This window comes from Mycetohabitans endofungorum, assembly GCF_002927045.1.
Lineage (GTDB): Bacteria > Pseudomonadota > Gammaproteobacteria > Burkholderiales > Burkholderiaceae > Mycetohabitans > Mycetohabitans endofungorum.
The window spans coordinates 34,571-58,521 of sequence record NZ_PRDW01000003.1 but is presented as its reverse complement, the minus strand read 5'-3'; the positions used below and the strand labels follow the sequence as shown (position 1 = coordinate 58,521).

The 23,951-nt window shown below is 63.1% G+C and carries 21 protein-coding genes and 1 tRNA gene; 10 read left to right on the top strand and 12 right to left on the bottom strand.

What is annotated here, in order from left to right; translation table 11 throughout:
* The first annotated feature begins 121 nt into the window (after positions 1 to 121).
* The 6 genes from B0O95_RS03570 (at position 122) to B0O95_RS03545 (ending at position 5,212) form a co-directional block, all read left to right on the top strand.
* Positions 122 to 1,543, top strand: a complete 1,422-nt coding sequence (locus B0O95_RS03570) for a sigma-54-dependent transcriptional regulator (protein WP_104076674.1) — start codon at positions 122 to 124, stop codon at positions 1,541 to 1,543.
* A gap of 128 nt (positions 1,544 to 1,671) precedes the next feature.
* Complete coding sequence (locus B0O95_RS03565; RefSeq protein WP_104076673.1) at positions 1,672 to 1,866, top strand: hypothetical protein; 195 nt, start codon at positions 1,672 to 1,674, stop codon at positions 1,864 to 1,866.
* A 259-nt stretch (positions 1,867 to 2,125) separates the two neighbouring features.
* Positions 2,126 to 2,335, top strand: a complete 210-nt coding sequence (locus B0O95_RS03560; protein WP_104076672.1) for a hypothetical protein — start codon at positions 2,126 to 2,128, stop codon at positions 2,333 to 2,335.
* 153 nt (positions 2,336 to 2,488) lie between these two features.
* Positions 2,489 to 3,955, top strand: a complete 1,467-nt coding sequence (gene otsA, locus B0O95_RS03555) for an alpha,alpha-trehalose-phosphate synthase (UDP-forming) (protein WP_104076671.1) — start codon at positions 2,489 to 2,491, stop codon at positions 3,953 to 3,955.
* Positions 3,956 to 3,957: 2 nt separating this feature from the next.
* Complete coding sequence (locus B0O95_RS03550; protein ID WP_233203089.1) at positions 3,958 to 4,812, top strand: YihY/virulence factor BrkB family protein; 855 nt, start codon at positions 3,958 to 3,960, stop codon at positions 4,810 to 4,812.
* A 52-nt stretch (positions 4,813 to 4,864) separates the two neighbouring features.
* Positions 4,865 to 5,212 (top strand): BON domain-containing protein, encoded by a 348-nt coding sequence (locus tag B0O95_RS03545; RefSeq protein ID WP_104076670.1) that lies wholly within the window; start codon positions 4,865 to 4,867, stop codon positions 5,210 to 5,212.
* Between the two features lie 126 nt (positions 5,213 to 5,338).
* On the opposite strand, the gene B0O95_RS03540 is transcribed toward B0O95_RS03545, so the two are convergent.
* The 9 genes from B0O95_RS03540 to B0O95_RS03500 form a co-directional block, all read right to left on the bottom strand.
* Positions 5,339 to 5,782 (bottom strand): PA2169 family four-helix-bundle protein, encoded by a 444-nt coding sequence (locus tag B0O95_RS03540; protein WP_104076854.1) that lies wholly within the window; start codon positions 5,780 to 5,782, stop codon positions 5,339 to 5,341.
* A 144-nt stretch (positions 5,783 to 5,926) separates the two neighbouring features.
* Positions 5,927 to 6,526, bottom strand: coding sequence for a hypothetical protein (locus tag B0O95_RS03535; RefSeq protein WP_104076669.1), 600 nt, complete (start codon positions 6,524 to 6,526; stop codon positions 5,927 to 5,929).
* 43 nt (positions 6,527 to 6,569) lie between these two features.
* Positions 6,570 to 6,872, bottom strand: a complete 303-nt coding sequence (locus tag B0O95_RS03530; protein WP_104076853.1) for a DUF1488 family protein — start codon at positions 6,870 to 6,872, stop codon at positions 6,570 to 6,572.
* Positions 6,873 to 7,002: 130 nt separating this feature from the next.
* On the bottom strand, positions 7,003 to 7,182 hold the full coding sequence (locus B0O95_RS16995; protein ID WP_104076668.1) for a hypothetical protein: 180 nt from the start codon (positions 7,180 to 7,182) through the stop codon (positions 7,003 to 7,005).
* Between the two features lie 98 nt (positions 7,183 to 7,280).
* Positions 7,281 to 7,784 carry a YbhB/YbcL family Raf kinase inhibitor-like protein gene (locus B0O95_RS03520; RefSeq protein WP_104076667.1) on the bottom strand — a complete coding sequence of 168 codons (504 nt, stop codon included), beginning with the start codon at positions 7,782 to 7,784 and terminating at the stop codon, positions 7,281 to 7,283.
* Positions 7,785 to 7,951: 167 nt separating this feature from the next.
* Complete coding sequence (locus B0O95_RS16990) at positions 7,952 to 9,829, bottom strand: glycosyltransferase (protein WP_104076666.1); 1,878 nt, start codon at positions 9,827 to 9,829, stop codon at positions 7,952 to 7,954.
* A 374-nt stretch (positions 9,830 to 10,203) separates the two neighbouring features.
* Complete coding sequence (locus B0O95_RS03510; RefSeq protein ID WP_158249442.1) at positions 10,204 to 11,292, bottom strand: glycosyltransferase family 2 protein; 1,089 nt, start codon at positions 11,290 to 11,292, stop codon at positions 10,204 to 10,206.
* Positions 11,293 to 11,500: 208 nt separating this feature from the next.
* Positions 11,501 to 11,575, bottom strand: a tRNA-Arg gene (locus B0O95_RS03505).
* Positions 11,576 to 11,718: 143 nt separating this feature from the next.
* Positions 11,719 to 11,901, bottom strand: a complete 183-nt coding sequence (locus tag B0O95_RS03500; RefSeq protein WP_104076664.1) for a rubredoxin — start codon at positions 11,899 to 11,901, stop codon at positions 11,719 to 11,721.
* 156 nt (positions 11,902 to 12,057) lie between these two features.
* Between B0O95_RS03500 and B0O95_RS03495 the strand changes: the two genes are divergently transcribed.
* The 4 genes from B0O95_RS03495 to B0O95_RS03480 all read left to right on the top strand — a co-directional run bounded on the left by B0O95_RS03495 (position 12,058) and on the right by B0O95_RS03480 (position 19,060).
* Positions 12,058 to 14,031 carry an ATP-binding cassette domain-containing protein gene (locus B0O95_RS03495; RefSeq protein ID WP_104076663.1) on the top strand — a complete coding sequence of 658 codons (1,974 nt, stop codon included), beginning with the start codon at positions 12,058 to 12,060 and terminating at the stop codon, positions 14,029 to 14,031.
* A gap of 150 nt (positions 14,032 to 14,181) precedes the next feature.
* On the top strand, positions 14,182 to 16,170 hold the full coding sequence (gene parE, locus B0O95_RS03490) for a DNA topoisomerase IV subunit B (protein WP_104076662.1): 1,989 nt from the start codon (positions 14,182 to 14,184) through the stop codon (positions 16,168 to 16,170).
* Between the two features lie 78 nt (positions 16,171 to 16,248).
* The gene (gene parC / locus B0O95_RS03485; RefSeq protein ID WP_104076661.1) at positions 16,249 to 18,585 is read left to right on the top strand and encodes a DNA topoisomerase IV subunit A; all 2,337 of its coding nucleotides are present in this window, start codon (positions 16,249 to 16,251) and stop codon (positions 18,583 to 18,585) included.
* A gap of 19 nt (positions 18,586 to 18,604) precedes the next feature.
* Entirely contained in the window at positions 18,605 to 19,060 is a 456-nt protein-coding gene (locus B0O95_RS03480; RefSeq protein WP_104076660.1) for a DUF4149 domain-containing protein, read from the top strand.
* 9 nt (positions 19,061 to 19,069) lie between these two features.
* On the opposite strand, the gene B0O95_RS03475 is transcribed toward B0O95_RS03480, so the two are convergent.
* From B0O95_RS03475 to B0O95_RS03465, 3 genes are all read right to left on the bottom strand, one after another.
* Positions 19,070 to 20,254 (bottom strand): chromate transporter, encoded by a 1,185-nt coding sequence (locus tag B0O95_RS03475; RefSeq protein ID WP_104076659.1) that lies wholly within the window; start codon positions 20,252 to 20,254, stop codon positions 19,070 to 19,072.
* A 124-nt stretch (positions 20,255 to 20,378) separates the two neighbouring features.
* The gene (locus B0O95_RS03470) at positions 20,379 to 22,727 is read right to left on the bottom strand and encodes a bifunctional diguanylate cyclase/phosphodiesterase (protein WP_104076658.1); all 2,349 of its coding nucleotides are present in this window, start codon (positions 22,725 to 22,727) and stop codon (positions 20,379 to 20,381) included.
* A 480-nt stretch (positions 22,728 to 23,207) separates the two neighbouring features.
* A complete protein-coding gene (locus tag B0O95_RS03465) occupies positions 23,208 to 23,666 on the bottom strand; it encodes a RidA family protein (protein ID WP_104076657.1) in 459 nt (152 codons plus the stop codon).
* Positions 23,667 to 23,951: the final 285 nt, after the last annotated feature.

Genomic DNA, 23,951 nt, shown 5'->3' with positions numbered 1-23,951 from the left:
AGTCCTGGATGGGGCGCGCAATTTTTTCAAATTGGCAGGCGGCACGTCGCATGCGCGTTGACGCGCAACGTCCGTGGGGCTGCCGACTTGCCGCTTATTTTCCGGACACGATTCCTTTCTCATGCCGCATATACTGATAGTCGATGACGACCCCAATTCCCGCAACGCGTTGGCGGAGATCGTCACGGGCGATGGTCTGACCATCGCGATGGCCGGCGACGTGCGCGAGGCGCGTATCCAGATCGTCAGGCAGGTGCCAGACGTCGTCTTTACCGACTTGAAGCTGCCGGATGGCAGCGGCGTGGACTTGTTCAACGATCTGGATCTGCGCTCCGGCGTAGAGATCGTGGTCATTACCGGGCACGCCACCGTGGAGTCCGCGGTCAGTGCGCTGAAAATGGGCGCAACGGATTACCTCGTCAAGCCGATCAATGTGCAACGGGTCAAGGCGATCCTCGCCAGGATCCCGCGTACCGGCGACCTGCGCGCCGAGATCGGCACGTTGCGTGGCGAACTGCGCCGCTTTGGGCGCTTTGGCCTGATGCTAGGCAATTCGGCGGCGATGCAGCAGGTTTATGACCAGATCAACCGGGTGGCACCGACATCCGCTTCGGTGCTGCTGGTCGGTGAATCCGGCACCGGCAAGGAAGTGGCCGCGCAGACCGTGCACGAGTTGAGCTTGCGGCGCAAGCAGGCGTTTCTGGCCGTCAATTGCGGCGCGGTGTCGCCGACGCTGATCGAGTCGGAAATGTTCGGTCATGAGCGGGGCGCGTTCACTGGCGCGGACCGACAGCACAAAGGCTATTTCGAGCGGGCCAGCGGTGGTACGTTATTTCTGGACGAGATCACCGAGATGCCGATCGAGTTGCAGGTTAAGCTGCTGCGCGTGCTCGAGACGGGCGTATTCATGCGGGTTGGCACCACTAAGGAGATCGAGACCGACGTGCGGCTGATCGCGGCGACCAATCGCGATCCCGAGCAGGCGGTGCTCGAGGGCAAGCTGCGGCTGGATCTCTATCATCGGCTGAACGTATTTCCGATCAGCCTGCCGCCGCTGCGCGAGCGCGGCAAGGATGTCGAGTTGCTTGCGCAGAGCTTTCTGGACGAGCTTAATCAGCGCTACGGCACGGACAAGCACTTTCCGCCTTCGGTCAAGGAAACCATGCTGTCGTACACGTGGCCTGGCAATGTGCGCGAGCTTAAGAACTACGTGCAGCGCGCTTACATCATGGCGCCGGCTGATTCGTCTGCGACCGCATCGGTGCCGCTGCAGATCTCGCTGTCCAAGCCGTCCGCCGGCACTGCGGTGACCATCCCGTTCGGCACGTCGCTGGCTGACGCGGACCGTCAACTGATTCTGGCCACGTTGGAGCAATGCGGTGGCGTGAAGACGCGGGCTGCGGAGATCCTCGGTATCAGCTTGAAGACGCTGTACAACCGCTTGGTCGAATATGGCGATGACGCGCGCCACGCATCAGGCGAGGACGCCGGTGACAGCGACGAGGCGCCGGAGAACGTCGGGGCGAAGTACACCGGTAACTGACGAATAGGCTTAGCTGATCGATGAACAGGCGCCCGGGCGTGAGCGGGACTGACCGGCGGGTTCTTTGGCAGGGGTAGCCGGCATACGGGTTGCTGGTTTCCTTATCGTCTCCTTTGAGGAAGCGATCTATGTCAACGCTCAAATGGCGCGCTCATGCGCCGCAGCCCGATCCACTTACGCCCACGCCGCATCCGCCCGAGGTGCCACCGCCGGACATGCCGCCGGACGAAGCGCCGCCTGATCCGACGCGTGATCCACCCGGGCCCGATATGCCGCCGATCGGCGATCCACCGCCGCAAGGCCCGGACATGCCGCACGTGTAGGCAGTGGCGTTCCACGAGTCTGGCCGACGTCGCCTATGCGGGCGACCCGCGTGGCTCAATGGCTGACGCGCACATTGGCCAGGGCAACGGACGCCGACGACACCGGCCGCGGCGCCCGTGAAGACCGGTCTGCGTACCTGTCGTTGTAAGGATTACAACCCGGGGCGTAACGTTTACCCCGCCACGCGAAGGCGGCGCGAAAGCTTGGCCGCACGGGTACGGTGGAATCAAGGACCACGCAGTGCAAGTTGGAGGCGCAATGAGCCGACCAAACACGCAAGCCGGCCAATGGCCGGACCGGTTGCCGTCCACCGGCACGGGTAACGCGGGCGACCACGAAGACAGCATATCGGCCGGGCAGAACCGGCCTGCACCTGACGCGCCGGCAGATGGCGTCGACAACCAGGGCGGCACCCGCCGTGCCGGCCTGGACTATCAACGAGAAATCGGCACAGAGCAGGACGCGTAACACGATCGCGATCATCCTGCCGGGAACTTGCCCCATCGCGCCTTTCGGGACGTCGGCCGTGCTCGGCTTTTTTTGTGCATTGCAGCAATCGGCACAAAACTTGCATGAGGGTGTCGGTGATTTCATTTAAACGAACAGCAGGTGGCAATCCCTATGAGCAGATTGATCGTGGTATCCAATCGGGTCGCCCCGGCGCAGGAGGGCCGTCCCACGGCCGGAGGGCTGGCAATCGGCGTCTACGATGCGCTGAAGGAGGCCGGCGGCGTATGGTTTGGCTGGAATGGCGAGATCGGCGGTGAAGCGGGCAAGCCAACGATCGAGACCCGGGGCAACGTGACCTACGCAACGGTCGGCCTCAGTCGGCGTGACTATGATCAGTACTATCGCGGTTTTTCAAACGCGACGCTGTGGCCCGCTTTTCATTATCGGAACGATCTGACGCGGTTCGACCGCGCCGACTACGCAGGCTACATGCGCGTCAACGGGATGCTCGCCCGGCAATTGCAGAAGCTGGTTCGGCCGAATGACATCATCTGGGTGCATGACTACCACTTGATCCCGTTCGGCAAGGCATGCCGCGAACTCGGCATGCGCAATCCGATTGGGTTTTTCCTGCATATTCCATTTCCGGCACCCGAGGTGCTGCATACGATCCCGCCATACGCCACGCTGCTCAAAGCGCTGTGCAGTTACGACGTGGTCGGCTTCCAGACGGGCAGCGACTTGCAGTCTTTTACCGACATTGTGCAGCGCGAATGCGGCGGGCAGTTGCTCGGCAACGGGATGGTCCACGCGTTCGACCACCGGTTCAAGGCTGCTGCGTATCCGATCGGCGTGTACCCGGATGCCATTGCGAAAGCCGCGCAGCAAAACGCCAGCCGCAAGCAGGTGGTCGGGCTGCACGACAACATGCGTGAGCGCAAGCTGATCATCAGTGTAGACCGGCTCGACTACTCGAAGGGGCTTGCCGAGCGGTTTCAGGCATTCGAACGGCTGTTGCTGGATTCGCCGAGCCTGGCCGGGCACGTGTCACTGATGCAGATCGCACCGCCTACGCGTACCGACGTGCAAAACTACCAGTCGATTCGCAAACACCTGGAGGCGGAGGCGGGCCGGATCAACGGCCGTTTTGCCCAACTGGATTGGACCCCGATCCTGTACCTGAACCGTAACTATGAGCGCAACTTGCTGATGTCGCTGTTCCGCGCGGCTCAGGTCGGGTGCGTGACGCCGCTGCGCGACGGCATGAACTTGGTGGCCAAGGAATACGTCGCAGCACAAGACCCCGCCGATCCTGGCGTGCTTGTGTTGTCGCAGTTTGCCGGTGCCGCGGACCAATTGCCGGGTGCATTGATAGTCAATCCGTTCGACCTAGTGCAAGTCGCCGACGCGATGCGCCGCGCGTTGTCGATGCCTTTGGTGGACCGGCAACAGCGGCACCAAGCGATGATGGCAGTATTGCGGCAGAACGACCTATCTGTATGGCGTGATTCATTCATGCGCGATCTGCGTGAAGTGGTGGACCGCGACGACGCGTTGACTCTGCGCGTGATGGCGCAGCCGGCGGCGTTCGCCCGGCCCGGTGTGCCGGTGCGGTTGCCTGCCAGCACGTTGTCTTGACGATGCGCTTGCGCACGATGAATCTGCTGGCTTGGGTATCGGATCCGGTCACGCATTGGATCAAGGACCGCTGCCCGACGATGGCGGCGTCGATCGCTTTCTATACGGCATTCTCGCTCGCACCGACGCTGGTTATCGTCATCGCGGTGGCCGGGTTTTTTTTCGGACAGGATGCGGTGCAAGGCCGGTTGTTCGGCGAAATACGCGGCGTGGTTGGCGACGAAGCCGCACAAGGCGTGCAGGCCATCGTGGCGAACGCGTGGCACGCCGATATGGCAACGCGTACGACTACGGTGTCGATTCTGGGTATCGTGATCGGCGCATCCGCTACGTTCTCGACGCTGAACAGCGCGTTGAACGCGATCTGGCCGGTGCCGGAACCCGATACGCGCGCCAGCCTGCTCAGCCTGATGCGGGTGCGCTTGATCTCGTTTGGCCTGGTGCTTGGCGTGGCATTCCTGATCGTTGTGCTGCTGATTTTGGACACCGCGATCAGCGTGATCGGGCAATGGTTCTGGGGACCGCAAAGCGCGTCGTACCTGATAGCGAATGCGGTGCAGCACGTGGCCACACTCGGTTCGCTATGGCTGGCATTCTCTGCGATGCTGAAGTTCGTCCCCGATGCGTCGATCCAATGGCGCGATGCGTTGGCGGGCGGCTTGGCGGCGGCACTGCTGTTCTCCAGCGGCAAGAATATCTTCGCGTTCTACTTGGCACACGCGGGCACCGCCAACACGTTTGGTGCTGCAGGCTCCCTTGCCGTGCTGCTGATGTGGCTGTATTTTTCATCGTCGGTGTTTCTGCTCGGTGCGGAGGTGAGCGCGACCGCCGCGCGCCGACGCAATGACGCGCATTGATCATGGGTACGATCCTTGCAGCACCCTTGCCACTTCAATCTAGGAGAAGACAATGCAAACGACACCATGGATCCGCGTTGCCATTGGCATGATCTGTGCAGCTCATGTGGCCGGGCTGGCCGCCCAAAGCGCGGGCAGCGACAGGGCCGCGCAATCGTCGGGTTCCGAAACGCTCAGCGAGAAAATCAGCGACGGCGCCATTACCACGAAGGTCAAGGCTGCATTGCTGAACGCGAAGGGCGTAAAAGGCTTTCAGAATATCCACGTGAAGACCACGGCTGGCGCGGTGCGCTTGACCGGGACAGTACCCAGCCGCGAGGCGAAGGAAGCTGCCACCGCCGCGGCTAGGACAGTTGACGGCGTGACCCGCGTGCACAACGACCTGCACATCGCGAATTGACGCTGCCTCGATATGCAGTAAAACATCGCGTGGTGACGTGCCACAACCGCGGCGAAGCGGCTTGATGGACCCGTCCCCACGCCCCTGTCGGATGCGGCGTGCGTCGCCGCATCCAGCGCAGGCAGATTATCGTGCCGTAGCGTCGCGCAATTCGCGTACGCGATCATGATTCTTGAGTACGCCTTCGTATTGCCGCTCGACGAGCATCCGAATGTCCGCAGGCAACGCTTCATCCAGCGCCTGTCGGTAATGTTTCTTTGCTACGTCTTCGCCTTTTTCGCAGTCCGCTAGGATCTCGTGGTCGCTGCGACCTTTGATGGCTGACTTCAGGTCCATCCAGCCACGGTGTAGCGCCCCAGACGCGGACCCGTGATCTTCGGCCTTACCGCCGAGTGAATGGACGGCGGCTTGCAGCTCGCTGACCGCTTGCGAGCACGATTGGGCACAACTGGCGAACAGCGTCTTCAATTCCGGGTTCGACGCATCCTCTGCCGCCTTGCGGAAGCCGGCTTCGCCGTCTTTGGACGTTTCGATCAGGTCGTTTAGAACGGAAACAATATGAGTTGCCATCGCGTACCTCCGTTGGTTGTGGTTGATCGGAAACTGCGCACCGCGCAGATCCAGTATGCGGGTGGCCATCCCGCTTGCTCGGCTACCGGTGGCCCGTCCGTGCGGCTACCAGTGGCTCGGTTGCCACCCCGCAATGCGGCGGGATTAAGTGTGCCGCTCGTTGAGATCGGGCTGGCTGTCGCGCTCCACGTGCGGCGCACGGGTCGGGTCGAAGTCAGCCCAGCGCCCGTCGCGCCAGCGTCCGGAGGCGCGCTCGATATCTAGCGCACCTGCATCGCGCAACACACGTGACGCATTCTCCTGTGTGGTCGCGTCCACGTGCACGGCAACCAGCACGCCGGCGTCACGTGCCTCGCGGTCGACGAAGCGCTCGCGCCCGTGATGCTGTTCGAGCGCACGTCGGGTATGGCTCATCGCGCCGATCATCGAGCCGACGTAAGCGCCGACCCCGGCGGAGACGATCGATACGAACATCGGCGCGCCCGCTAGCACAAAGACCGCGACGCCAACGACCGCGCCCACCACAGCACCCAGCGCGACACCCTTGGCCGCGCCTTTCGGTGCTTCGCGTGCGCCGGGGTCGGTCGATACGTCGCCGCCGATCGGAAAGCGCGCGTGCTGGCCGGGTGGGTTGACGAAGAATAAGGTAACGTCCTCTTGGACAAAACCATGCTCGAACAGCGCCTGCGACGCGCGTTCGGCTTGTGGGAACGAGGTGAAGCGTCCCGCAACGATCAGTGACATAAAGCCTCCTTTGCAGGATGAGTGGGCAGGTTGCCTGGCGGCGTTAGGTTGCCGAGATCCGGAACAGGCCACTGTGCAGCACGACGGGTTGGCCGTCGCTGTCCTCCAGTGCGAGCCGAGCGACTCGATGGATGCGGTTGCGACCGCGCTCGAACGCCTGCAGCAATTCGCTCTCGAGCGCGGACGCGGCGCCGAAGTGGTCCTCAAGGGCTTCGGCGCTGACCGAGCACCGCACTAGGCGTCCATCGACGGACGCGGTGAAGTCAAGCATCATTCGTGCGCCGTCGAAGGAAGGTGGCGCATCCTCGAAATTAATATGCGATGATGTTTTGGGTGGTACGTTCATGCCCCTCTTCTGAGCAAGCAGCATGCCTGTATCCAATCAGCAGCGACGCAACGGATCGACGCCGCGCAAAACTTATCGTCGCCGCCAGCGTTGAAAAGGTAGCCGCCACCGCCAGCATGGAGAACGTCCCCTAGTTACCGGTGACGTTGAAAATCAGTGCAATGAGGGCGGCCCCGACAGCTTGGCCGGTCAGTCGGGCCGTGCCGAGCATGCCACTCGCGCCACCGCTGTGCTCACGTGGCGTCGAGGCGAGAATGGTGCGTTTGTTGGGCGACTGGAACAGGCCGAAGCTAAAGCTGCGCAGCGCCATGCGCGACGTGATGCCGGTCGTGCACGGGTGCGCGCCAAGCGTGGCCAGCAGCGCGAGGCCGGCGACAAGCCCTCGCGAGGTCCCGCGTGCGCGCCCAATTACTTCAGCTCGTACAGACCTGTATAGGTGGCCGAGTCGATTTCATTCAAGTGGATCATGAAGCGTGCCACCGCGTTGGTCGTGTCCGTACCAAGTGGCAGCGCGTCAGTCTTCAATGCGTGGATGCGGAACACGTACCGATGCGGCTTGTCGCCGCGTGGCGGCGCTGCACCGCCAAAGCCTACCGTGCCATAGTCGTTGCGTAGCTGCAGCGCACCGGTTGGCAGCAGGCTGCCGTCGGCCTTGCCAGCGCCATCCGGCAGCGAGCGCACATGTGCCGGGATATTGACGAGAACCCAGTGCCAGAAACCGCTGCCGGTCGGCGCGTCCGGATCGTACACGGTCAGCGCGAAGCTCTTTGTATCGGCGGGCGGGTCGGCCCATTGCAGCGCGGGCGACACGTTGCCGCCGTCGACGCCAAACGAGCGGTCATCGAATTCCTGCTGCTTGGGCATGAATCCATTGTGCGAGAACCGATCGGACCAAATGCGAAATTCAGCCATGGACGTTGCTCCGGTAGATTGACGACGCGCGGTGCCGCGACATGACGGCGGCCGCATGGCATTGTCGTGCGGCGCGCGTGACGCAGCGTTCGCGCCAGACGAGCGAGTGTAGCATCACGCGTGGCGCGACAGGGGGCGGGCGCCGCACGGGGCGACGAGATGCAGCGCTACGCGCGACGGCCGGCGAGTTCCGAGGCCAGCGCCAGCAAGTGCGCGGTGTGGGACGCCACGTCGTAGTCGTACAGCAGATGCTCGTCGGGCCGGGTGAGCCGCGCGGTGCCGGCGCGCCAGCGCGTGAGCGCCTGTTCGACCGCCGCGGCGAAACTGCCCGCGTCCAGGTGCGAAAAGCGCCATTGCGCGTCGTCGCGGATGACTTCGGCGCAGCCGACGTTACCGGCGGTGAGCACCGGCGTGCCGCACAGGATCGATTCGATGCCCACTAGCCCGAACGGTTCATAGGGCGCAGGCACGATCGTGAAGTCGGCCGCGCCGAACACGCATTGCATGTCTGTACGATAGCCGAGCGAGCGGATCCGCGGCGATGGGCTGGCGACCGGGCGGCCCGTGACCAACAGGCAGACCGGCTCGGCGCTCGCCTCGAAGTACGTGCGCAGCAGTTCGAATCCCTTGCCGGTGTTGGCCACGAACACAAATGCGGCGTGCCCGTCGGGAATGCCGAGCTGCGCCCGCATCGCATCGCGCTGTGCCGGCGCCATCGGCGCGAAGCAATCGCTGCGCACCGGGGGATAGATGACACGGATCTTGTCCGGCGCGATGCCGAAATACTGCTGGACTTCTTGCGCCATCATCCTGGAGTGGGCGACGACCACGCCCGCGTTGTGATAGGTGCGGCGCTCTAGCGCGGTTTGCCAGCCGTCGTTCCATTTTGGCTTGTTGCGACCATGGCGCAATGCGCCCGGATGCGTGCCGCCGCATACGACGATGTCGGCTGAGTCGACCCGATTGCACGCGATCACGATGTCCGCTTGGCTCCGTGTACGGCGCGCGCGCAGCCGCCAGGAGAACGCCGCGTCGCGCAGCGCGCGCGGCAGCCAGTTGACCCGGATGGCTTGCGCGTCGACGAGTTTGTACTCGGGCAGCGTTTTATCGAATTTGCGGGCGAAGACGATGGGGCGCACGCCCCGCGCGGCCATTGCGCCAATGATGTCGCGCGCGTAGCGCTCGAAGCCGCCGGCGTGGCGCAGCGCCTGGCACGACAACCCGATGCGCAGCCCCCGCCAGGTGCTGCCAGTGTTGCCAGTGCCGCTGTCGCCGCGCGCTGACGGGTCTGCGCGCCGCGCATAGTGGTACTTTAGGAACGTCGCCCGCGCATTCATTCGCGCGATGCCCAGGCCCGTCAGCCCGTCGAGGAATCCAGCTCGCAACATGAACGTGCGCACGAAAGCAAAGCCGCCGTGCGCGAGGGGGGCCAATGCGCTGATGCGGCGCTCGCGCGCACGCAACATCCGGGCGCCGGCGCGAGCATAGGCCAGTGTCTTGTCTGCCACCTCTTCGCTAGAGCGATAACTGTAGTGCAGTAACCGGCCGTCAAGGCGCCCGATGGGGCCTTCGACGATTGGCCGCTCGTGCACGGCATCGTTCGAGAATTTGGCCGCTTCGCGGCGGAACAACCGGACCACCCAATCCGGCGACCAGCCCGAGTGATTGACCCAGCGGCCGCAGAATTGCGAGCGGCGGGACATCGCATATCCTATATAGCCGGATGGCCCGCGCCCGGCCAACACCACTTCGATCGATTCCCTTAACTGTGGCGTCACGCGCTCGTCGGCATCCAGCGACAGCACCCACGGCAGGGTGGCGAGCGCGAGCGCTCGATTCTTCTGAGGGCCGAACCCCGGCCAGTCTGCTGTGACGACCCGTGCGCCGAAACGCTCGCAGATCTGCACCGTCGCATCGGTGCTGCCGGCGTCGACCACGACGATCTCATCGGCCAGGTCGCGCACGGACGCTAGACATGCTTCGATGTCGTGGGCCTCATTGAGCGTGATGATGATCACACTGAGCGGTTCGCGATGCACGGTCATGACGATATGAGGGGAAGGTAACGGCGAAACCGGCAATATTAATGGATCTGGCCGCGGCGGCCCGTACGTCGGCGATTGCCTGACCAAGGGCGTGGCTGCACATACCACAACTTCGTGACAATTCAATGTGCCAAACACCACCGCTTCGCGAGCGGCCGACCGACGAGTCGGCGCTGCATGGCTTGTTTTCGGGCACGGCTGTCCAAGACCCGACGCTGCTGACGTGGAGCGCGTTTTCCCGCGGTCACGCGATGCCTGTCATGCGCAATTGCCACGGGCCTTCTGTTCGCGTCGCGGCCGGCGCGCTGGCTGGTGCGGCATCACGTGGGCGTGTTTCATGCGCGGCATTCAGCGAATGTGCCGCAGCGTTTTGTTCAGCGCTCGTCTTGCAGCGCGGGTACCGCGGCCGAGGTCTTTTTGCCCGCGGCAGGCGGTGCTCCCGGGCGTCGCTCCCGACCGATCAGGCGCTTGATCGCGCGCTTGGCTAGGAACACTGCACGCTCCCGGTATAGCGCACCGCGATAGCTGTCAAATGACACGTGTTCAGCCAGTTCCGGGTAGGCCTGCGCGACGGTGCGGCAATGCTGGGCCAGCGTGTCAATGATGCGTAGCGCGTCGCCCAACGTATGGCCATCGACGCGGGCCGCTTCCCGGCGCGCGTGTGCGAATCCCATCGCAGTGAGTGTCATCCAGTAATTCCGGTGCGCCGGGTCAGCGCATTGCGATAGCGCGCGCTCGACATTCTTGGCCAGGTCCTGCACGCTGCGCGTGTTCATGACTTGCGTGATGCTGCCCGAGCGTCGATAGTAGTTGTACAGGCGCTCGCTGAGCCGATGCACCGTGCGGGCACGCAAATACAGGTACGGCGTGACCGCGGCGTCCTCGTACAGTTGGGCAGACGGGAACGCGATGCCATGCCACAGCGAGCGCCGGTAAATACGGGCCCACGCGAACATCTCGTAGGTGGCTGCGACATCCAGTAGCAGCCGATCGTCCACCTGATGCTCGCCAGCCCACTCGGCGCCGATCATCGTCAGCTCGTCTGATTGCTTGCCGTTGCGGCCCACGATCCAGATGTTGTAGTCGATCACGTCGGCGCGCCCGATCCGCAGGATCGGAATGATCTTGTCGGAGAAGTCCGGCTCCCACGCGTCGTCGCCATCCAGGAAGGCCAGGTACGGCGACTGCGCCTGTGCGATGCCGGTATTACGGGCCGCGCTGCATCCGCCGTTGGGCTGCGTGATCACCCGGATATCGGCGTGCGGATTGGCTCGCACGATCGCGTCGATGCGCTCGCGGGAGCGGTCAGTCGAGCCGTCGTCGATCACCAGTGTCGTGATCTCGTCGAGATGGCGTTGCTTGAGTATCGACTGCAACGCATTCGCGATGCAGTCTTCGAGATTGTAGACGGGCACAACAACGGTCAGCAGCGTGCTCGTGGATACACGTCCGGAAAGAGTCATATCTGGCGTGAGAAGGCGGTTCGCGTCGCACTGCCCGGTCCGGGACATGTAGGGACCGCGCGGCGCGCTTGCACCCGCGCATCGCAGTGGGTTTGCCACACCTTACCGTCCGATGGATAGCATTTATGTGCGGTGCACCACATCGTCGCGACGCGGTGTCGCATGCGAAGCGCCGGCGGATCACGAGTATACGGGCCGTCAAGCAGTATGGTCCCGCCGTCAGGAATCGAACCTGAATCTCACGCTTAGGAGGCGCGTGCACTATCCATTGTGCTACGGCGAGAGGGTGCCATTATCGACGATATGCGATCCGGTGGCCTGTCCAAAGCCGCGTACCGGCAACATGGCCGTGCGGCGGGGAGTCGCCGGGATCACGGGGTCGTAAGGATACCACGAGCACGATCCCAGGGCGCATCGGCGCGGTGCTCAGAATTCCACCACGGCGAAGTCGGCCTTACTGACGTCGCACAACGGACAGCGCCAGTGCGCTGGGATCTCGGCAAAACGCGTGCCGGCAGCGATGCCTTCGTCCGGCAGCCCGTCTGCCTCGTTATAGATCCACCCGCAAATCAGGCAGACCCAGCTCTTATATTCAATTACGTCAGACACGGCTGCAACCTTCGGCTTCCCGGCCTGCTCGGAAAGCCGCTATCTTACCGTAACGCATGGCGCGACCTGCATCGGCCAACCGCCCGATACGGGTTCACGCGTGGTAGCTTGTATCCGGCCGGTACAATGGGTGTTTTCTGCCCTTTCCCTGAGCCGATGTCGCTGTTTTCCATTACCGGCGCGCAACTCGCGTTCGGCCATGTCGCACTGCTTGACCACGCGGACTTCTCGATCGAACCGGGCGAGCGGGTGGGCCTGATCGGCCGCAACGGTGCGGGCAAGTCATCGTTGCTGAAGATCGTCGCCGGCCTGGCCAAGCCCGACGACGGCTTGATCACCCGCGCGCAGGCGCTCACGACTGTCTACGTGCCGCAAGAGCCGGTCTTCGACCCTGGTATGCGCGTGTTTGACGCGGTGGCCGCGGGGCTCGAGCACACCCGTGCGCTGCTCGACGAGTACGACCGCGTTGTGCACGCGCTGGCCGATACGCCCGAAGGCCCGTCGCATGACGCGTTGTTGACGCGCATGAATGTGCTGCAGGGCGCGCTGGACGCGCATGACGGATGGGCATGGCGCACCCGGGTCGCGACCACGCTTGCGCAATTGGGCCTGGAAGGCGACGCGCGGGTGGATCAGCTCTCTGGTGGCCTGCTCAAACGCGTTGCGCTGGCACGCGCGCTAGTGACGCAGCCCGATGTGCTACTGCTGGACGAGCCGACCAACCATCTCGATTTTGATTCGATACGCTGGCTCGAGACGCTGTTGTTGTCGCTGCGCGACAGCGTGTTGTTCATCACGCACGATCGCGCGTTCCTCGACCGCGTCGCGACCCGCATCGTCGAACTCGATCGCGGGCGTCTGTTGTCATACCCGGGCAACTTCTCGGCCTATCAGACCCGCAAGGCGCAGCAGCTTGAAGTAGAGGCGGTCGAGAATGCGAAGTTTGACAAGTTGCTCGCCCAGGAAGAGATCTGGATCCGCAAGGGCGTCGAGGCGCGTCGCACGCGTAGCGTCGGGCGCATCGCACGCCTCGTGCAGATGCGCAACGAGCGCGCGCAGCGGCGCAACGTGCAGGGCAACGTGCGCCTTGACGTGAGCCAGGCCGACAAGTCCGGCAAGATCGTCGCCGAACTCACCGATGTGACCAAGCGCTACGGTGGGCAGACGGTCGTCGCGTGTTTTTCGACCACCGTGATGCGCGGTGACAAAATTGGCTTCGTCGGCCCGAACGGCGCGGGCAAGACCACGCTGCTCAAACTGATGCTCGGCGAGATCGCACCGGACGAAGGCCGGGTGCGCACTGGCACGAATCTGCAGATTGCCTACTTCGATCAGATGCGCGCGCAGTTGGACCCTGAGCGCAGCCTCGCGGACACGATCAGTCCGGGCAGCGACTGGGTGGAGATCAACGGTGCCCGCAAGCATGTGATGAGCTACCTGGGCGACTTCCTGTTTTCGCCGGAACGCGCTCGCTCGCCAGTCAAATCATTGTCCGGTGGTGAGCGCAACCGACTATTGCTGGCGCGACTGTTCGCACGGCCCGCGAATGTGCTGGTCTTGGACGAACCGACCAACGACCTGGACATTCCGACGCTCGAACTGCTCGAGGAACTGTTGACCGACTATGACGGCACAGTGCTGCTCGTGAGCCATGACCGCACTTTCCTGGACAACGTTGTCACGTCGGTGATCGCGGCGGAAGGAAACGGCCAGTGGCGCGAGTACGTCGGCGGTTTCTCGGACTGGCAGATGCAGAAGGCGCGCGCCGATGCGCTGGCGCAGGCCGGTGCCGCACCGCCGGCGAAGGCCGCCGCGCACATCCCGGCCGCACCGAACGGCGACAGTGCGTTGCATGACGCCCCCAGCGCCGCCTCAGGGCGCAATGAGAAGCGCAGCGTCAAGCTGACGTTCAACGAGCAGCGCGAGCTAGATGCGTTGCCGGAGCGGATTGCACAGCTCGAGGCGGAGCAGCAGTCCATCAGTGCGCGGCTGGAAGACGGGTCGATCTTCGTGACGGATCCGGCCGAAGGCACGCGGCTCACCGAGCGCTATGCGGCGATCGACGACGAACTGTTGGCCGCGCTCGAGCGCTGGGAGATGCTGGAGGCCAAGCGCAAGCCGGTAAAATAGCGCCCGTTCCCACCCCGGCCGCCGGCAGCGCGCACGATTCGCGGGCATCGTGACGAGCGAGTTGTTTCGGCAGGGCTTTTTCAAGAACTCAACGAATTGTCCACGCGTTTGTCCACAATAACTGTGGACAACGGCGGAATTTATCGGAACATGGCTACAAAGAAATCCGGTCCCGCATACAGCGAAGCGTCGATCAAGGTGCTCAAGGGGCTCGAGCCGGTGAAACAACGGCCGGGTATGTACACGCGCACGGAGAATCCGCTGCATATCGTGCAGGAAGTCATCGACAACGCGTCGGACGAGGCACTGGGCGGATTTGGCGCGCAAATCGTCGTGACGCTGCATACCGACGGTTCGGTCAGCGTCGAGGATGACGGGCGGGGTATTCCGTTCGGCCTGCACCCTGAAGAAGGGGTGCCAGTGGTGGAGATCGTCTTCACCCGGTTGCATGCGGGTGGCAAGTTCGACAAGGCTGCCGGTGGCGCGTATACATTCTCCGGCGGCTTGCATGGCGTGGGCGTGTCTGTGACCAATGCATTGTCGCAGCGGCTCGATGTCACGGTGTGGCGGGACGGCAAGGTGGCCGACATCGGCTTCTCGCACGGCGACGTGGTGCGCCCGCTCACCGTACGCGCGGCCAATGGCCGCATGGACAAGAAATCCGGCACCCGCGTCACAGCATGGCCCGACCCGAAATACTTTGACTCGGCCAACCTGCCGCTGTCCGAACTGCAGCGTTTGTTGCGCTCCAAGGCGGTGCTGCTGCCCGGCGTCGAGGTGGTGTTGATCATCGAGAAAACCGGCGAGCGGCAGTCATGGAAATACGAAGATGGGCTGCGTGGCTATCTGCTCGAGGGTCTGGCTGGCTACGATACATTGATCCCGCTGTTTGAGGGCGAGCGGTACGCCGGGTCGTCACGCACGACCGACGACACGTTCGCTGAGGGCGAAGGCGCATCGTGGGTCGTCGCATGGTCCGAGGAGGGCTCGCTGCTGCGCGAGTCGTATGTGAATCTGATTCCGACGCCGGCGGGCGGCACCCACGAGTCCGGGCTGCGCGACGGCCTGTTCCAGGCAGTTAAGAGCTTTGTCGAGCTGCATAACCTGCAGCCCAAAGGCGTCAAGCTGCTCGCCGAGGACGTGTTTGCACGGGTGTCGTTCGTGCTGTCAGCGAAGGTGCTCGATCCGCAATTCCAAGGTCAGATCAAGGAGCGACTCAATAGCCGGGATGCAGTCCGGCTGGTCTCTTCGTTCGTGCGACCGAGCCTGGAGCTGTGGCTCAACCAGCATGTCGAGCATGGACGCAAGCTGGCCGAATTGGTGATCAAGCAGGCGCAGGCGCGCACCCGCGCCGGCCAGAAAGTCGAGAAGCGTAAGAGTTCCGGCGTGGCGGTGTTGCCCGGCAAGCTGGTCGATTGCGAGTCGACTGACGTAGCGCGCAACGAGTTGTTCCTGGTCGAGGGCGATTCCGCGGGCGGCTCGGCGAAGATGGGGCGCGACAAGGAGTTTCAGGCGATTCTGCCGCTGCGCGGCAAAGTCCTCAACACGTGGGAGACGGAGCGCGACCGGCTGTTCGCGAACAATGAAGTGCACGACATCGCGGTGGCGATCGGCGTCGATCCGCACGCGAGCGACGATGCGATCGACCTATCGAATCTGCGTTACGGCAAGATCTGCATCCTGTCGGATGCGGACGTGGACGGCTCGCATATCCAGGTGCTGCTGCTCACGCTGTTCTTTCGCCACTTTCCCCAACTCATCGAGCGCGGCCACGTGTATGTGGCGCGCCCGCCGCTGTTTCGCGTGGACGCGCCGGCCCGGGGTAAGAAGCCGGCGCAGAAGCTCTACGCGCTGGACGAAGGCGAGCTTGAGGCGATAGTGGACAAGCTGCGCAAGGATGGCGTGCGCGAGTCCGCGTGGATGATTTCGCGCTTTAAGGGGCTGGGCGAGATGAACGCCGAGCAGTTGTGGGACACGACGATGAACCCGGATACCCGGCGGCTGATGCCCGTGCAACTGGGCGGCCTAGATTTCGATGCGACCATCGGGCGCATGACGATGCTGATGGGCAAGGGAGAAGCCGCTGCCCGTCGCGCGTGGCTCGAAGAAAAGGGCAACGAGGCGCAGGCGGACATCTGACGCAGGGTGTGACGCGCGACGCCGCCAGGCGCCGCTGCGCACGATGCCCGGTGGACTTGAATTTGAGGTTGTCACCCGATGAGTGAAGAACTGGAATTGGATTTTTCGCCGCCCTCTGACGGCGAGTACCTGACGCTGGGCGACTATGCCGAGCGCGCTTACCTCGACTATGCGGTATCGGTGGTCAAGAGTCGTGCGCTGCCCGATGTGACCGATGGTCAGAAGCCGGTGCAACGTCGCATCCTGTATGCGATGCACGAGATGGGGCTGGCGGCCGACGCGAAGCCGGTCAAGTCGGCGCGCGTGGTCGGCGACGTGCTGGGCAAGTACCACCCGCATGGCGATTCGTCCGCGTACGAGGCGCTGGTACGGCTGGCGCAGGATTTCTCGATGCGCTACCCGCTGATCGACGGGCAGGGCAACTTCGGCTCGCGCGATGGCGATGGCGCCGCAGCGATGCGCTATACCGAAGCGAGGCTCACGCCGATCGCACGGCTGCTGCTCGATGAGATCGAGCAGGGCACCGTCGACTTCATTCCGAACTACGATGGCTCGTTCGAGGAGCCCAGGTCGTTGCCGGTGCGCTTGCCGTTCGTGCTGCTCAACGGCGCATCCGGCATTGCGGTCGGCATGGCCACTGAGATTCCGCCGCATAACCTGCGTGAGGTCGTGCAGGCGGCCATCGAACTGATCCGCAATCCGAACCTGGATCACGCAGCGCTGATGGAGCGGATGCCGGGCCCGGACTTCCCGGGCGGAGGCCAGATCATCTCGAGCCCGGCGGAGATTTCCGCGGCATACGAAAGCGGTCGTGGCAGCCTGAAGGTGCGCGCGCGCTGGAAGATTGAGGAGTTGGCGCGCGGGCAGTGGCAACTGGTGATCACGGAGCTGCCGCCCGGCACGTCGTCGCAGAAAGTGCTGGAGGAAATCGAGGAGTTGACCAATCCGAAGGTCAAGCTTGGCAAGAAGACGTTGACGCCGGAGCAACTGCAGACCAAGCAAAGCCTGCTCGCGCTGCTCGACGCGGTGCGCGACGAGTCTGGCAAGGACTCGCCGGTGCGGCTCGTGTTCGAACCGAAGTCCAGCCGCATCGACCAGACCGAGTTCATCAATACGTTGCTTGCGTACACGAGTCTGGAATCCAGTGCGCCGATCAACCTGGTGATGATTGGCGCCGATGGCCGGCCGCGACAAAAGGGGCTGGGCGAGATTCTGCGCGAATGGATCGGCTACCGCTTTGCGACCGTGACGCGGCGAACGCGGTTCAGGCTGTCCAAGGTGCAGGATCGGATCCATATCCTGGAAGGCCGGATGATCGTCTTTCTGAACTTGGACGAAGTGATTCGGATCATTCGCGAGTCGGACGAACCGAAGGCGGCACTTATCGCGGCCTTTGGGTTATCGCAGCGGCAGGCGGACGACATTCTCGAAATCCGTTTGCGCCAATTGGCGCGACTGGAAAAAATCAAGATCGAGAAGGAGCTGGGCGAGCTGCACGACGAAAAGGCCCGGCTCGAGGCGTTGCTGGGCAGCGACGTGGCGATGAAGCGGCTGATCATCAAGGAAATCGAGGTCGATGCGAAGCAGTTCGGCGATGCACGCCGCACGTTGATCCAGCAGGACAAGCGCGCGACGTTCGAGGCGCGCATCGTCGACGAACCGGTGACAGTTGTCGTCTCGCAGCGCGGCTGGGCCCGTACGCTGAAGGGACACGGGCTGGATGCGTCAGGCTTCACGTTCAAAGCCGGCGACAGCTTGTATGCCGCGTTCCAGTGCCGCACGCCCGATACGCTGGTGGCGTGGGGCAGCAATGGCCGCGTGTATTCGGTGCCGGTCGCGGTGCTGCCGGGCGGGCGCGGCGACGGCGTTCCGGTCACGTCGTTGATCGAGTTGGAGGCTGGCACCCATCTAATGCACTATTTCGCTGCGCCGCTGGAACAGCCGTTGCTGCTCGCATCGAGCAACGGCTTCGGTTTCATCGCGCGAATCGGCGACATGATCAGCCGCGTGAAGGCCGGCAAGTCGTTCATGACGATCGATGCCGGCGCGCAGCCGCTTGCGCCGATGCCCATGCAGCCGGATGCCTCGCAGGTCGCATGCCTGGCAATTGGCGCGAAGGACGAGACACGTATGCTGGTGTTCGGGTTGGACGAGATGAAGACGTTGTCCAGCGGCGGACGTGGCGTGACATTGATTGGCCTGGACGGCAAAGAGCAGTTGCTCCAGGCGCTGGCGATCGGCCAGACCGGGCTGATGCTCAGCGGCGTTGGGCGAGGCGGCAAGCCGCAGCAGGAAACGCTGGTTGGCGATGCGCTCGCGTACTACGTCGGCAAGCGTGCGCGTCGTGGCAAGGCGCCGGCGGTCAAGTTCAAGGTGTCGGGCATGCGCCCAGTATGGTCCGCACAGCCGGCATGAGGATCAGGGAGGAACAAACGTGTTGAAAGCGCTGGAGGTGGCGATGTTCCTGCACATTGCCGCGGTCGTGATATGGGTTGGCGGCATGACGTTCGTGCAATTTTGCCTGCGCCCGGCGTTGTCCGACGTGTCGCCGCAATTACGCCTGCCGTTGCTTGATTCGGTGTTCGGCCGCTTCTTCCGGCTGGTCGCGGTGGTGATCGTCGTGCTGCTGGCCACCGGCGTATTCATGTTGGTGATGCTGGGCGGCGCGCAGGCGAACTGGCCAATGCACGCGATGGCCGCGATCGGTGTACTGATGATGCTACTGTTCGGCCACATCCGTTTCGTGTTGTACCCGCGGCTGCAGCGCGCGGTCCAAGCACAGAACTGGCCAGACGGCGCCCGCGTCGTCGCGGGCCTGCGTCGGTTGGTGGCGCTCAACCTCGCGCTCGGTGTGGTAGCCATTGCGCTGGGCGTGATCGGGCGTTTCTGACCGTGGCCGCTACGTGATTTGCCAGAGGACCAGCCCGTAGGTGAGCGCCACGGTCCCGTACACCGCATAGACCGGTACCTTGGCGCGCCAGAAGCACGTCAGCGCGAACGCAGCGGTGACCGCGTAGATTGGCTCCATGGGTACTTGCCAGGCGATCTTGGCGACGGCCGATATGAGAAAGGCCGTTGTCGCCACGCGCAACACTCGCATTGCGGACTTGAAACGCGGGTGCGTTTCGAGCACCTTCAAGTTGCGCTGCGCGATCACCACCAGCGTTGCCGATGGCACGAATACCGAAAAGGTGGCGAGCAGCGCGCCGGGGATGTGTCCGACCAGATACCCGAAGAACGGCACCACGTTCAACAACGGACCGGGCGAGACCGGCGACAGCGCGAAGACGAAAGTGAATTCGCTGTCGGAAATGTCCAGGATCGGCGGCACGAACAACGTCTTCAATACCGGCAGCGCCGAGAATCCGCCGCCGAATAGTGTCAGGCCCGCACCGGCCAGCCGGGGCCACAGCAACAGCATGGTGTTGCTCGATGGCAGCGGCAACGGCAATGCGTACAGCCCGAGTAGCATGGCGAGCAAGGCCAGCAGCAGTGAGTCGGTGCGGCACAGCACGAATGCTGATTTCGTCTGCTGCTCGGACGCTGGACTCGTGAACCAACCCAATGTGAACGCGGCGCCAAGCAGCGCGACATAGATGGCCGGGCTATTTAGGAGCAGCAGCGTGACGCTGGCCACGATGGCCGTGGCCCAGTCGATCGGGCGTTGTATTAGGGTGCGCACCTGCTTGATCCAGGTCGTGCCGATCAACGATGCTAGTACGACGCTGAAGTGCGTGACCAGCGATTGCGACGCGAGCGACGCCACGGCCGGCGTGCGATAGAACATCGCCAGCACGGTCATCACGATCGCGAAGGGCAGCACGCTGCCAAGACCGGCCATCCACGCGCCCCGCCAGCCCCGCAGTGCGGCGCCGATTTGGATCGCGACATTGCAGCCGACCGGCCCGGGAATTAGCCAGGCCAACGCGACCAGGTTCAGGTAGTCGAGCCGGTTGAACAGTTGCTTGCGCTCAACATAGTGACGCTCCAGTTGCGCGATCAGCGACAGCCCACCCCATGAAACGGATGACAGCCCAGCGATGACCAGCAGCAGCGACCACAATGGCTCTTGGCGGGATGGCACATTCTGCGTTGCCTGCGGCGGAAGCGCTCCACCATCGACGCCGGTGGCAGACGAGGGCGCCGGCGCGGCCGGTGGGGAGGCGACGGATGTAAGATGAGATCGATTATGCGGCACGGCACGAGATTCAAGCGGAAACACGTGGTTGCACGGCGTGCGTTGCTGCGACGCCTCCTGGTTCAGAAAGTGGACAAACCCCGAAGTGCTCGAGCAGCGCAGGCACCCCGTCGGGAGGCACCGGGCGTGAGAACAGAAAGCCTTGTGCCTCGATGTTGCCCAGTCCCGACAGCCATGCGATCTGCTCTTCAGTTTCCGTGCCCTCGACGACCACGGTCAATCCCAGCGAGCGGGCCAGATTGACGATTGCCGACACCATGACGCAGACATTGCGGTCCGCGGGAATGGCCTGGACGAACGAGCGGTCGATCTTGAGTGTGTCGACGGCAAAACGATTCAAGTAGGACAGCGACGAATAACCGGTGCCGAAGTCATCCAGCGCAATGCGTACGCCAAGCCGCTTGAGTGCGGCGACCTTCTCCGACACGATTTCGGGATACTCCATCATCGCCGTTTCCGTGATCTCGAGTTCGATGCGCCGTGCAGGCAATTTATAGCGGTCCAGCGCCCGCTCCACGGCCCCGAACACGTCGCCGCGCCAGAATTGCACGGCCGAGATGTTGATGGCCAGCGACAGTGTGTCGTAGCCGAGCGAGGTCCATTGCGCGAGCTGCTGGCATGCGCTGTCGATCACGTAGTCGCCAATCGGCACGACCAAGCCGGTAGACTCAGCAATCGTGATGAACTCGCTTGCGGTAATCTCGCCATGCTGCGGGTGGTTCCAGCGCAGCAGCGCCTCGAAGCCGGTGATGCAGCGGCGCGCCAAGTCGATCTTGGGCTGGTAGGCGAGGAACAACTGCCCTTCGGCAAGTGCGACGCGCAGTTGCTGCTCCCATTTCATCAAATGGTCGGCGCGGTGCGCGAGCTGCGGCGAATAGAACTGGTAGCATCCGCGGCCGGCATCCTTGGCGCTGTACATCGCCAGGTCGGCCTTTTTCAGCAAATCGATCTCGCTTTCGTGGGTACTGGAGAGCAGCGCGATGCCGATGCTTGCGTGCAGCACGAATGAGCTGCCGCGCACGTCGAATGGCCTTAGGAAACTGCCGGCAATCGCCTCGGCCAATTGAACCACCTTCGGTTCAACGTGATCCTCCTTGACGATCACAACGAACTCGTCGCCGCCGATGCGCGAGAGAATACCGTTGCCATCGACCGTCTGCGCGAGCCGTGCCGATGTCATTTGCAGCACAATGTCTCCGGCGTTGTGGCCGAGCGTATCGTTGACCGTCTTGAAATTGTCCAGGTCGATGAACAGCAACGCGAGCCGGCCGACGTTTGCCGGCTGCGAGACTTCGGTGCGCAAAATCTGCAGCGTCTGGTAGCGGTTCGGCAAGCCGGTCAGCAAGTCATACTCGACGAGGTGCGTCATCTCGCGTTCGCGGCCGAGTAGCTTGCGGATCAAGCCTGTAGCCACGCCGAAGAAGCCGAGGATCGCGATCGAAATGCACCCGGCCATCAACAGGTAGATATTGCGAGTGTGTTCGTAATCGGCAAATTCTTCCTTTTGCGACAGGCCCACCATGACGCCGAGCGGGTAGCCGTCGATGTGGCGGTACGACACGATGCGCATCACGCCATCGATCGGGTCGCGGTACGTGCCGGACACATGTTCAGACAGCGGATAGCTGCCGGTCGCAGAAAACGCGCCGGGTGCGTTCAGCGTATTGCCAGTGCGGCGCGCCAGTACTGCGCCTGTGTCGGCGATTACCGATATCACGCCGTCGCGGCCAATTGCCGCGCTGTTATAGAAGTCATTGGTGAAATAGCTCGGGTCTTCCGACACCACGACCACACCCGCGAACGAGCCGTCGGGATAGTTGAGCCGGCGTGTGAGTTGCAACGTCCATTGGTGCGATACCCGGCCCAGTACCGGCTTGCTGATATACAGCTGGTCGAACGTCTCGTGCTTATGGACCTGAAAATGCTCGCGGTCGGACAAGTTCAGCGGCTTGGGCCGCGAATCCTCCGTATTTGCGATTAGGTAGCCATGCTCGTCGACCAGCGACACCTGGATCAGTGTGTCGCTCTGGATCACGCCCTTCTCGATCGTGCTGGCTAATTTAAAGCGCTGCGGCGACTTCTCGAATTCGTATTTGACGAAGCGGGTGATCTGATCGACCTGGTGAATGGCCTTGACCGTATGTTGTTCAAAAGCCGCGGACAGCAGCGCGGCCGAAGCCGTGGCTTCGCGTTGGGCATTGTCCCGCTCTACTTGCAGCCGCGTATAGATTACCGCCCACAGCAGGATTAGCACCAGCAACCCGAGAGCCGGGATGACCCACAGAGATCGCTGCCTGGACACCGCCGCGTCACGGCGCAAACGTGCTTCGCGTGCCGAGGGAGTCAGCGGAAGAGTCATGGAGCCAGGCCGTGATAGGGGGTGAATATCCCCGTGCGGCGGCGTGTCCAATGCGATGGCGGGGCGTGATATAGAACCGCCAAAGGCCGTGCCGCGCGGGCGCTCAAACAATGGTAATTAAAACAGCGCCACGCGTAAAATGCCCCGACCTTGGGGTACCGCGCAACGCCCGGATGCTGCCTGCGACGCCAGCAGATTATGCGGGAAGAATGGCGGCGCGCCTATGCTGCCTACTCGGGATGTATAAGAAATCTGTCCGAAGTCGGCTGAATCGTGCCTGGAACGTTCCATCTATGGCCGTTACCGCATTGCTGCCGATCCGCGGTTCGCGTTTCACGTCGTTGACGCGCCTCGCCATTGCATCCCAGAACCGCGCGTTGCCTCGTCTCATGATTGACCTACTCGAATCGTTGCGTTGTCGTGGGCGGTTCCAAGCATCGGCAAGGAAGCGGCGCGCCGCGGGGCGGGGCACGGATGCCGTTATTCGACTTCGGCGATCAGTTCGATTTCCACGCAAGCACCTAGCGGAATCTGCGCGACGCCGAACGCCGAGCGGGCATGCTTGCCGCGTTCCCCGAACACCGCCACGAACAGCTCTGACGCCCCGTTCGTCACCAAGTGCTGCTCAATGAAGTCCGGCGTCGAATTGACCAGGCTCATCACCTTGACAATGCGCTTGACGCGGTTCAGATCGCCCACGTGCGCGTGCAGCGTCGCAATCAGATCGATGGCAATGCTGCGCGCCGCCTGTTGTCCTTCTTCCGTGCCGATCGTGTCACCGAGCTTGCCGGTCCAGACCTGTCCGTTCCTTTTGGCGATATGGCCGGACAGGAACACTGTCTTGCCTGCCTGCGCACTCATCACGTAAGCGGCTGCCGGTGCGCCAGCCGCCGGTAGCTCGATGCTGAGCGCCTTCAGTTGATCGTATACATTCGACATGGGGACTCCAAAGGGTTAGGAAAATACAAGGGTGAGACCGGCCGGACCGGATCAGAAAACTGCATACCGGCGCGCCGCACCACCCGCCATCATCGACAATGTAACGCAGTACAGCGTTGCCCGGGCGCACGTCGGCGGGGGCCAGCGATGCTGGACGGCATACGCTAGACGGCGCTTTAATGTCGCGAACTGCGGCAACCCGGGGCTGTCCGCGTTTCTGTCGCGGTACTTGGACAAGTCTTGAATTTGGCGCGGGCCGTCCCCATTTGCGCGAACACGGACAAA

Bases quoted from the DNA above. Each gene is read 5' to 3' on its own strand.
- B0O95_RS03570 (WP_104076674.1), top strand. From the start codon at position 122: ATGCCGCATATACTGATAGTCGATGACGACCCCAATTCCCGCAACGCG.
- parE (WP_104076662.1), top strand. From the start codon at position 14,182: ATGGCTACAAAGAAATCCGGTCCCGCATACAGCGAAGCGTCGATCAAG.
- B0O95_RS03560 (WP_104076672.1), top strand. From the start codon at position 2,126: ATGAGCCGACCAAACACGCAAGCCGGCCAATGGCCGGACCGGTTGCCG.
- B0O95_RS16990 (WP_104076666.1), bottom strand. From the start codon at position 9,829: ATGACCGTGCATCGCGAACCGCTCAGTGTGATCATCATCACGCTCAAT.
- otsA (WP_104076671.1), top strand. From the start codon at position 2,489: ATGAGCAGATTGATCGTGGTATCCAATCGGGTCGCCCCGGCGCAGGAG.
- B0O95_RS03550 (WP_233203089.1), top strand. From the start codon at position 3,958: ATGCGCTTGCGCACGATGAATCTGCTGGCTTGGGTATCGGATCCGGTC.
- B0O95_RS03470 (WP_104076658.1), bottom strand. From the start codon at position 22,727: ATGACTCTTCCGCTGACTCCCTCGGCACGCGAAGCACGTTTGCGCCGT.
- B0O95_RS03540 (WP_104076854.1), bottom strand. From the start codon at position 5,782: ATGGCAACTCATATTGTTTCCGTTCTAAACGACCTGATCGAAACGTCC.
- B0O95_RS03545 (WP_104076670.1), top strand. From the start codon at position 4,865: ATGCAAACGACACCATGGATCCGCGTTGCCATTGGCATGATCTGTGCA.
- B0O95_RS03495 (WP_104076663.1), top strand. From the start codon at position 12,058: ATGTCGCTGTTTTCCATTACCGGCGCGCAACTCGCGTTCGGCCATGTC.
- B0O95_RS03565 (WP_104076673.1), top strand. From the start codon at position 1,672: ATGTCAACGCTCAAATGGCGCGCTCATGCGCCGCAGCCCGATCCACTT.
- B0O95_RS03535 (WP_104076669.1), bottom strand. From the start codon at position 6,526: ATGTCACTGATCGTTGCGGGACGCTTCACCTCGTTCCCACAAGCCGAA.
- B0O95_RS03520 (WP_104076667.1), bottom strand. From the start codon at position 7,784: ATGGCTGAATTTCGCATTTGGTCCGATCGGTTCTCGCACAATGGATTC.
- parC (WP_104076661.1), top strand. From the start codon at position 16,249: ATGAGTGAAGAACTGGAATTGGATTTTTCGCCGCCCTCTGACGGCGAG.
- B0O95_RS16995 (WP_104076668.1), bottom strand. From the start codon at position 7,182: ATGGCGCTGCGCAGCTTTAGCTTCGGCCTGTTCCAGTCGCCCAACAAA.
- B0O95_RS03510 (WP_158249442.1), bottom strand. From the start codon at position 11,292: ATGACTCTTTCCGGACGTGTATCCACGAGCACGCTGCTGACCGTTGTT.
- B0O95_RS03465 (WP_104076657.1), bottom strand. From the start codon at position 23,666: ATGTCGAATGTATACGATCAACTGAAGGCGCTCAGCATCGAGCTACCG.
- B0O95_RS03530 (WP_104076853.1), bottom strand. From the start codon at position 6,872: ATGAACGTACCACCCAAAACATCATCGCATATTAATTTCGAGGATGCG.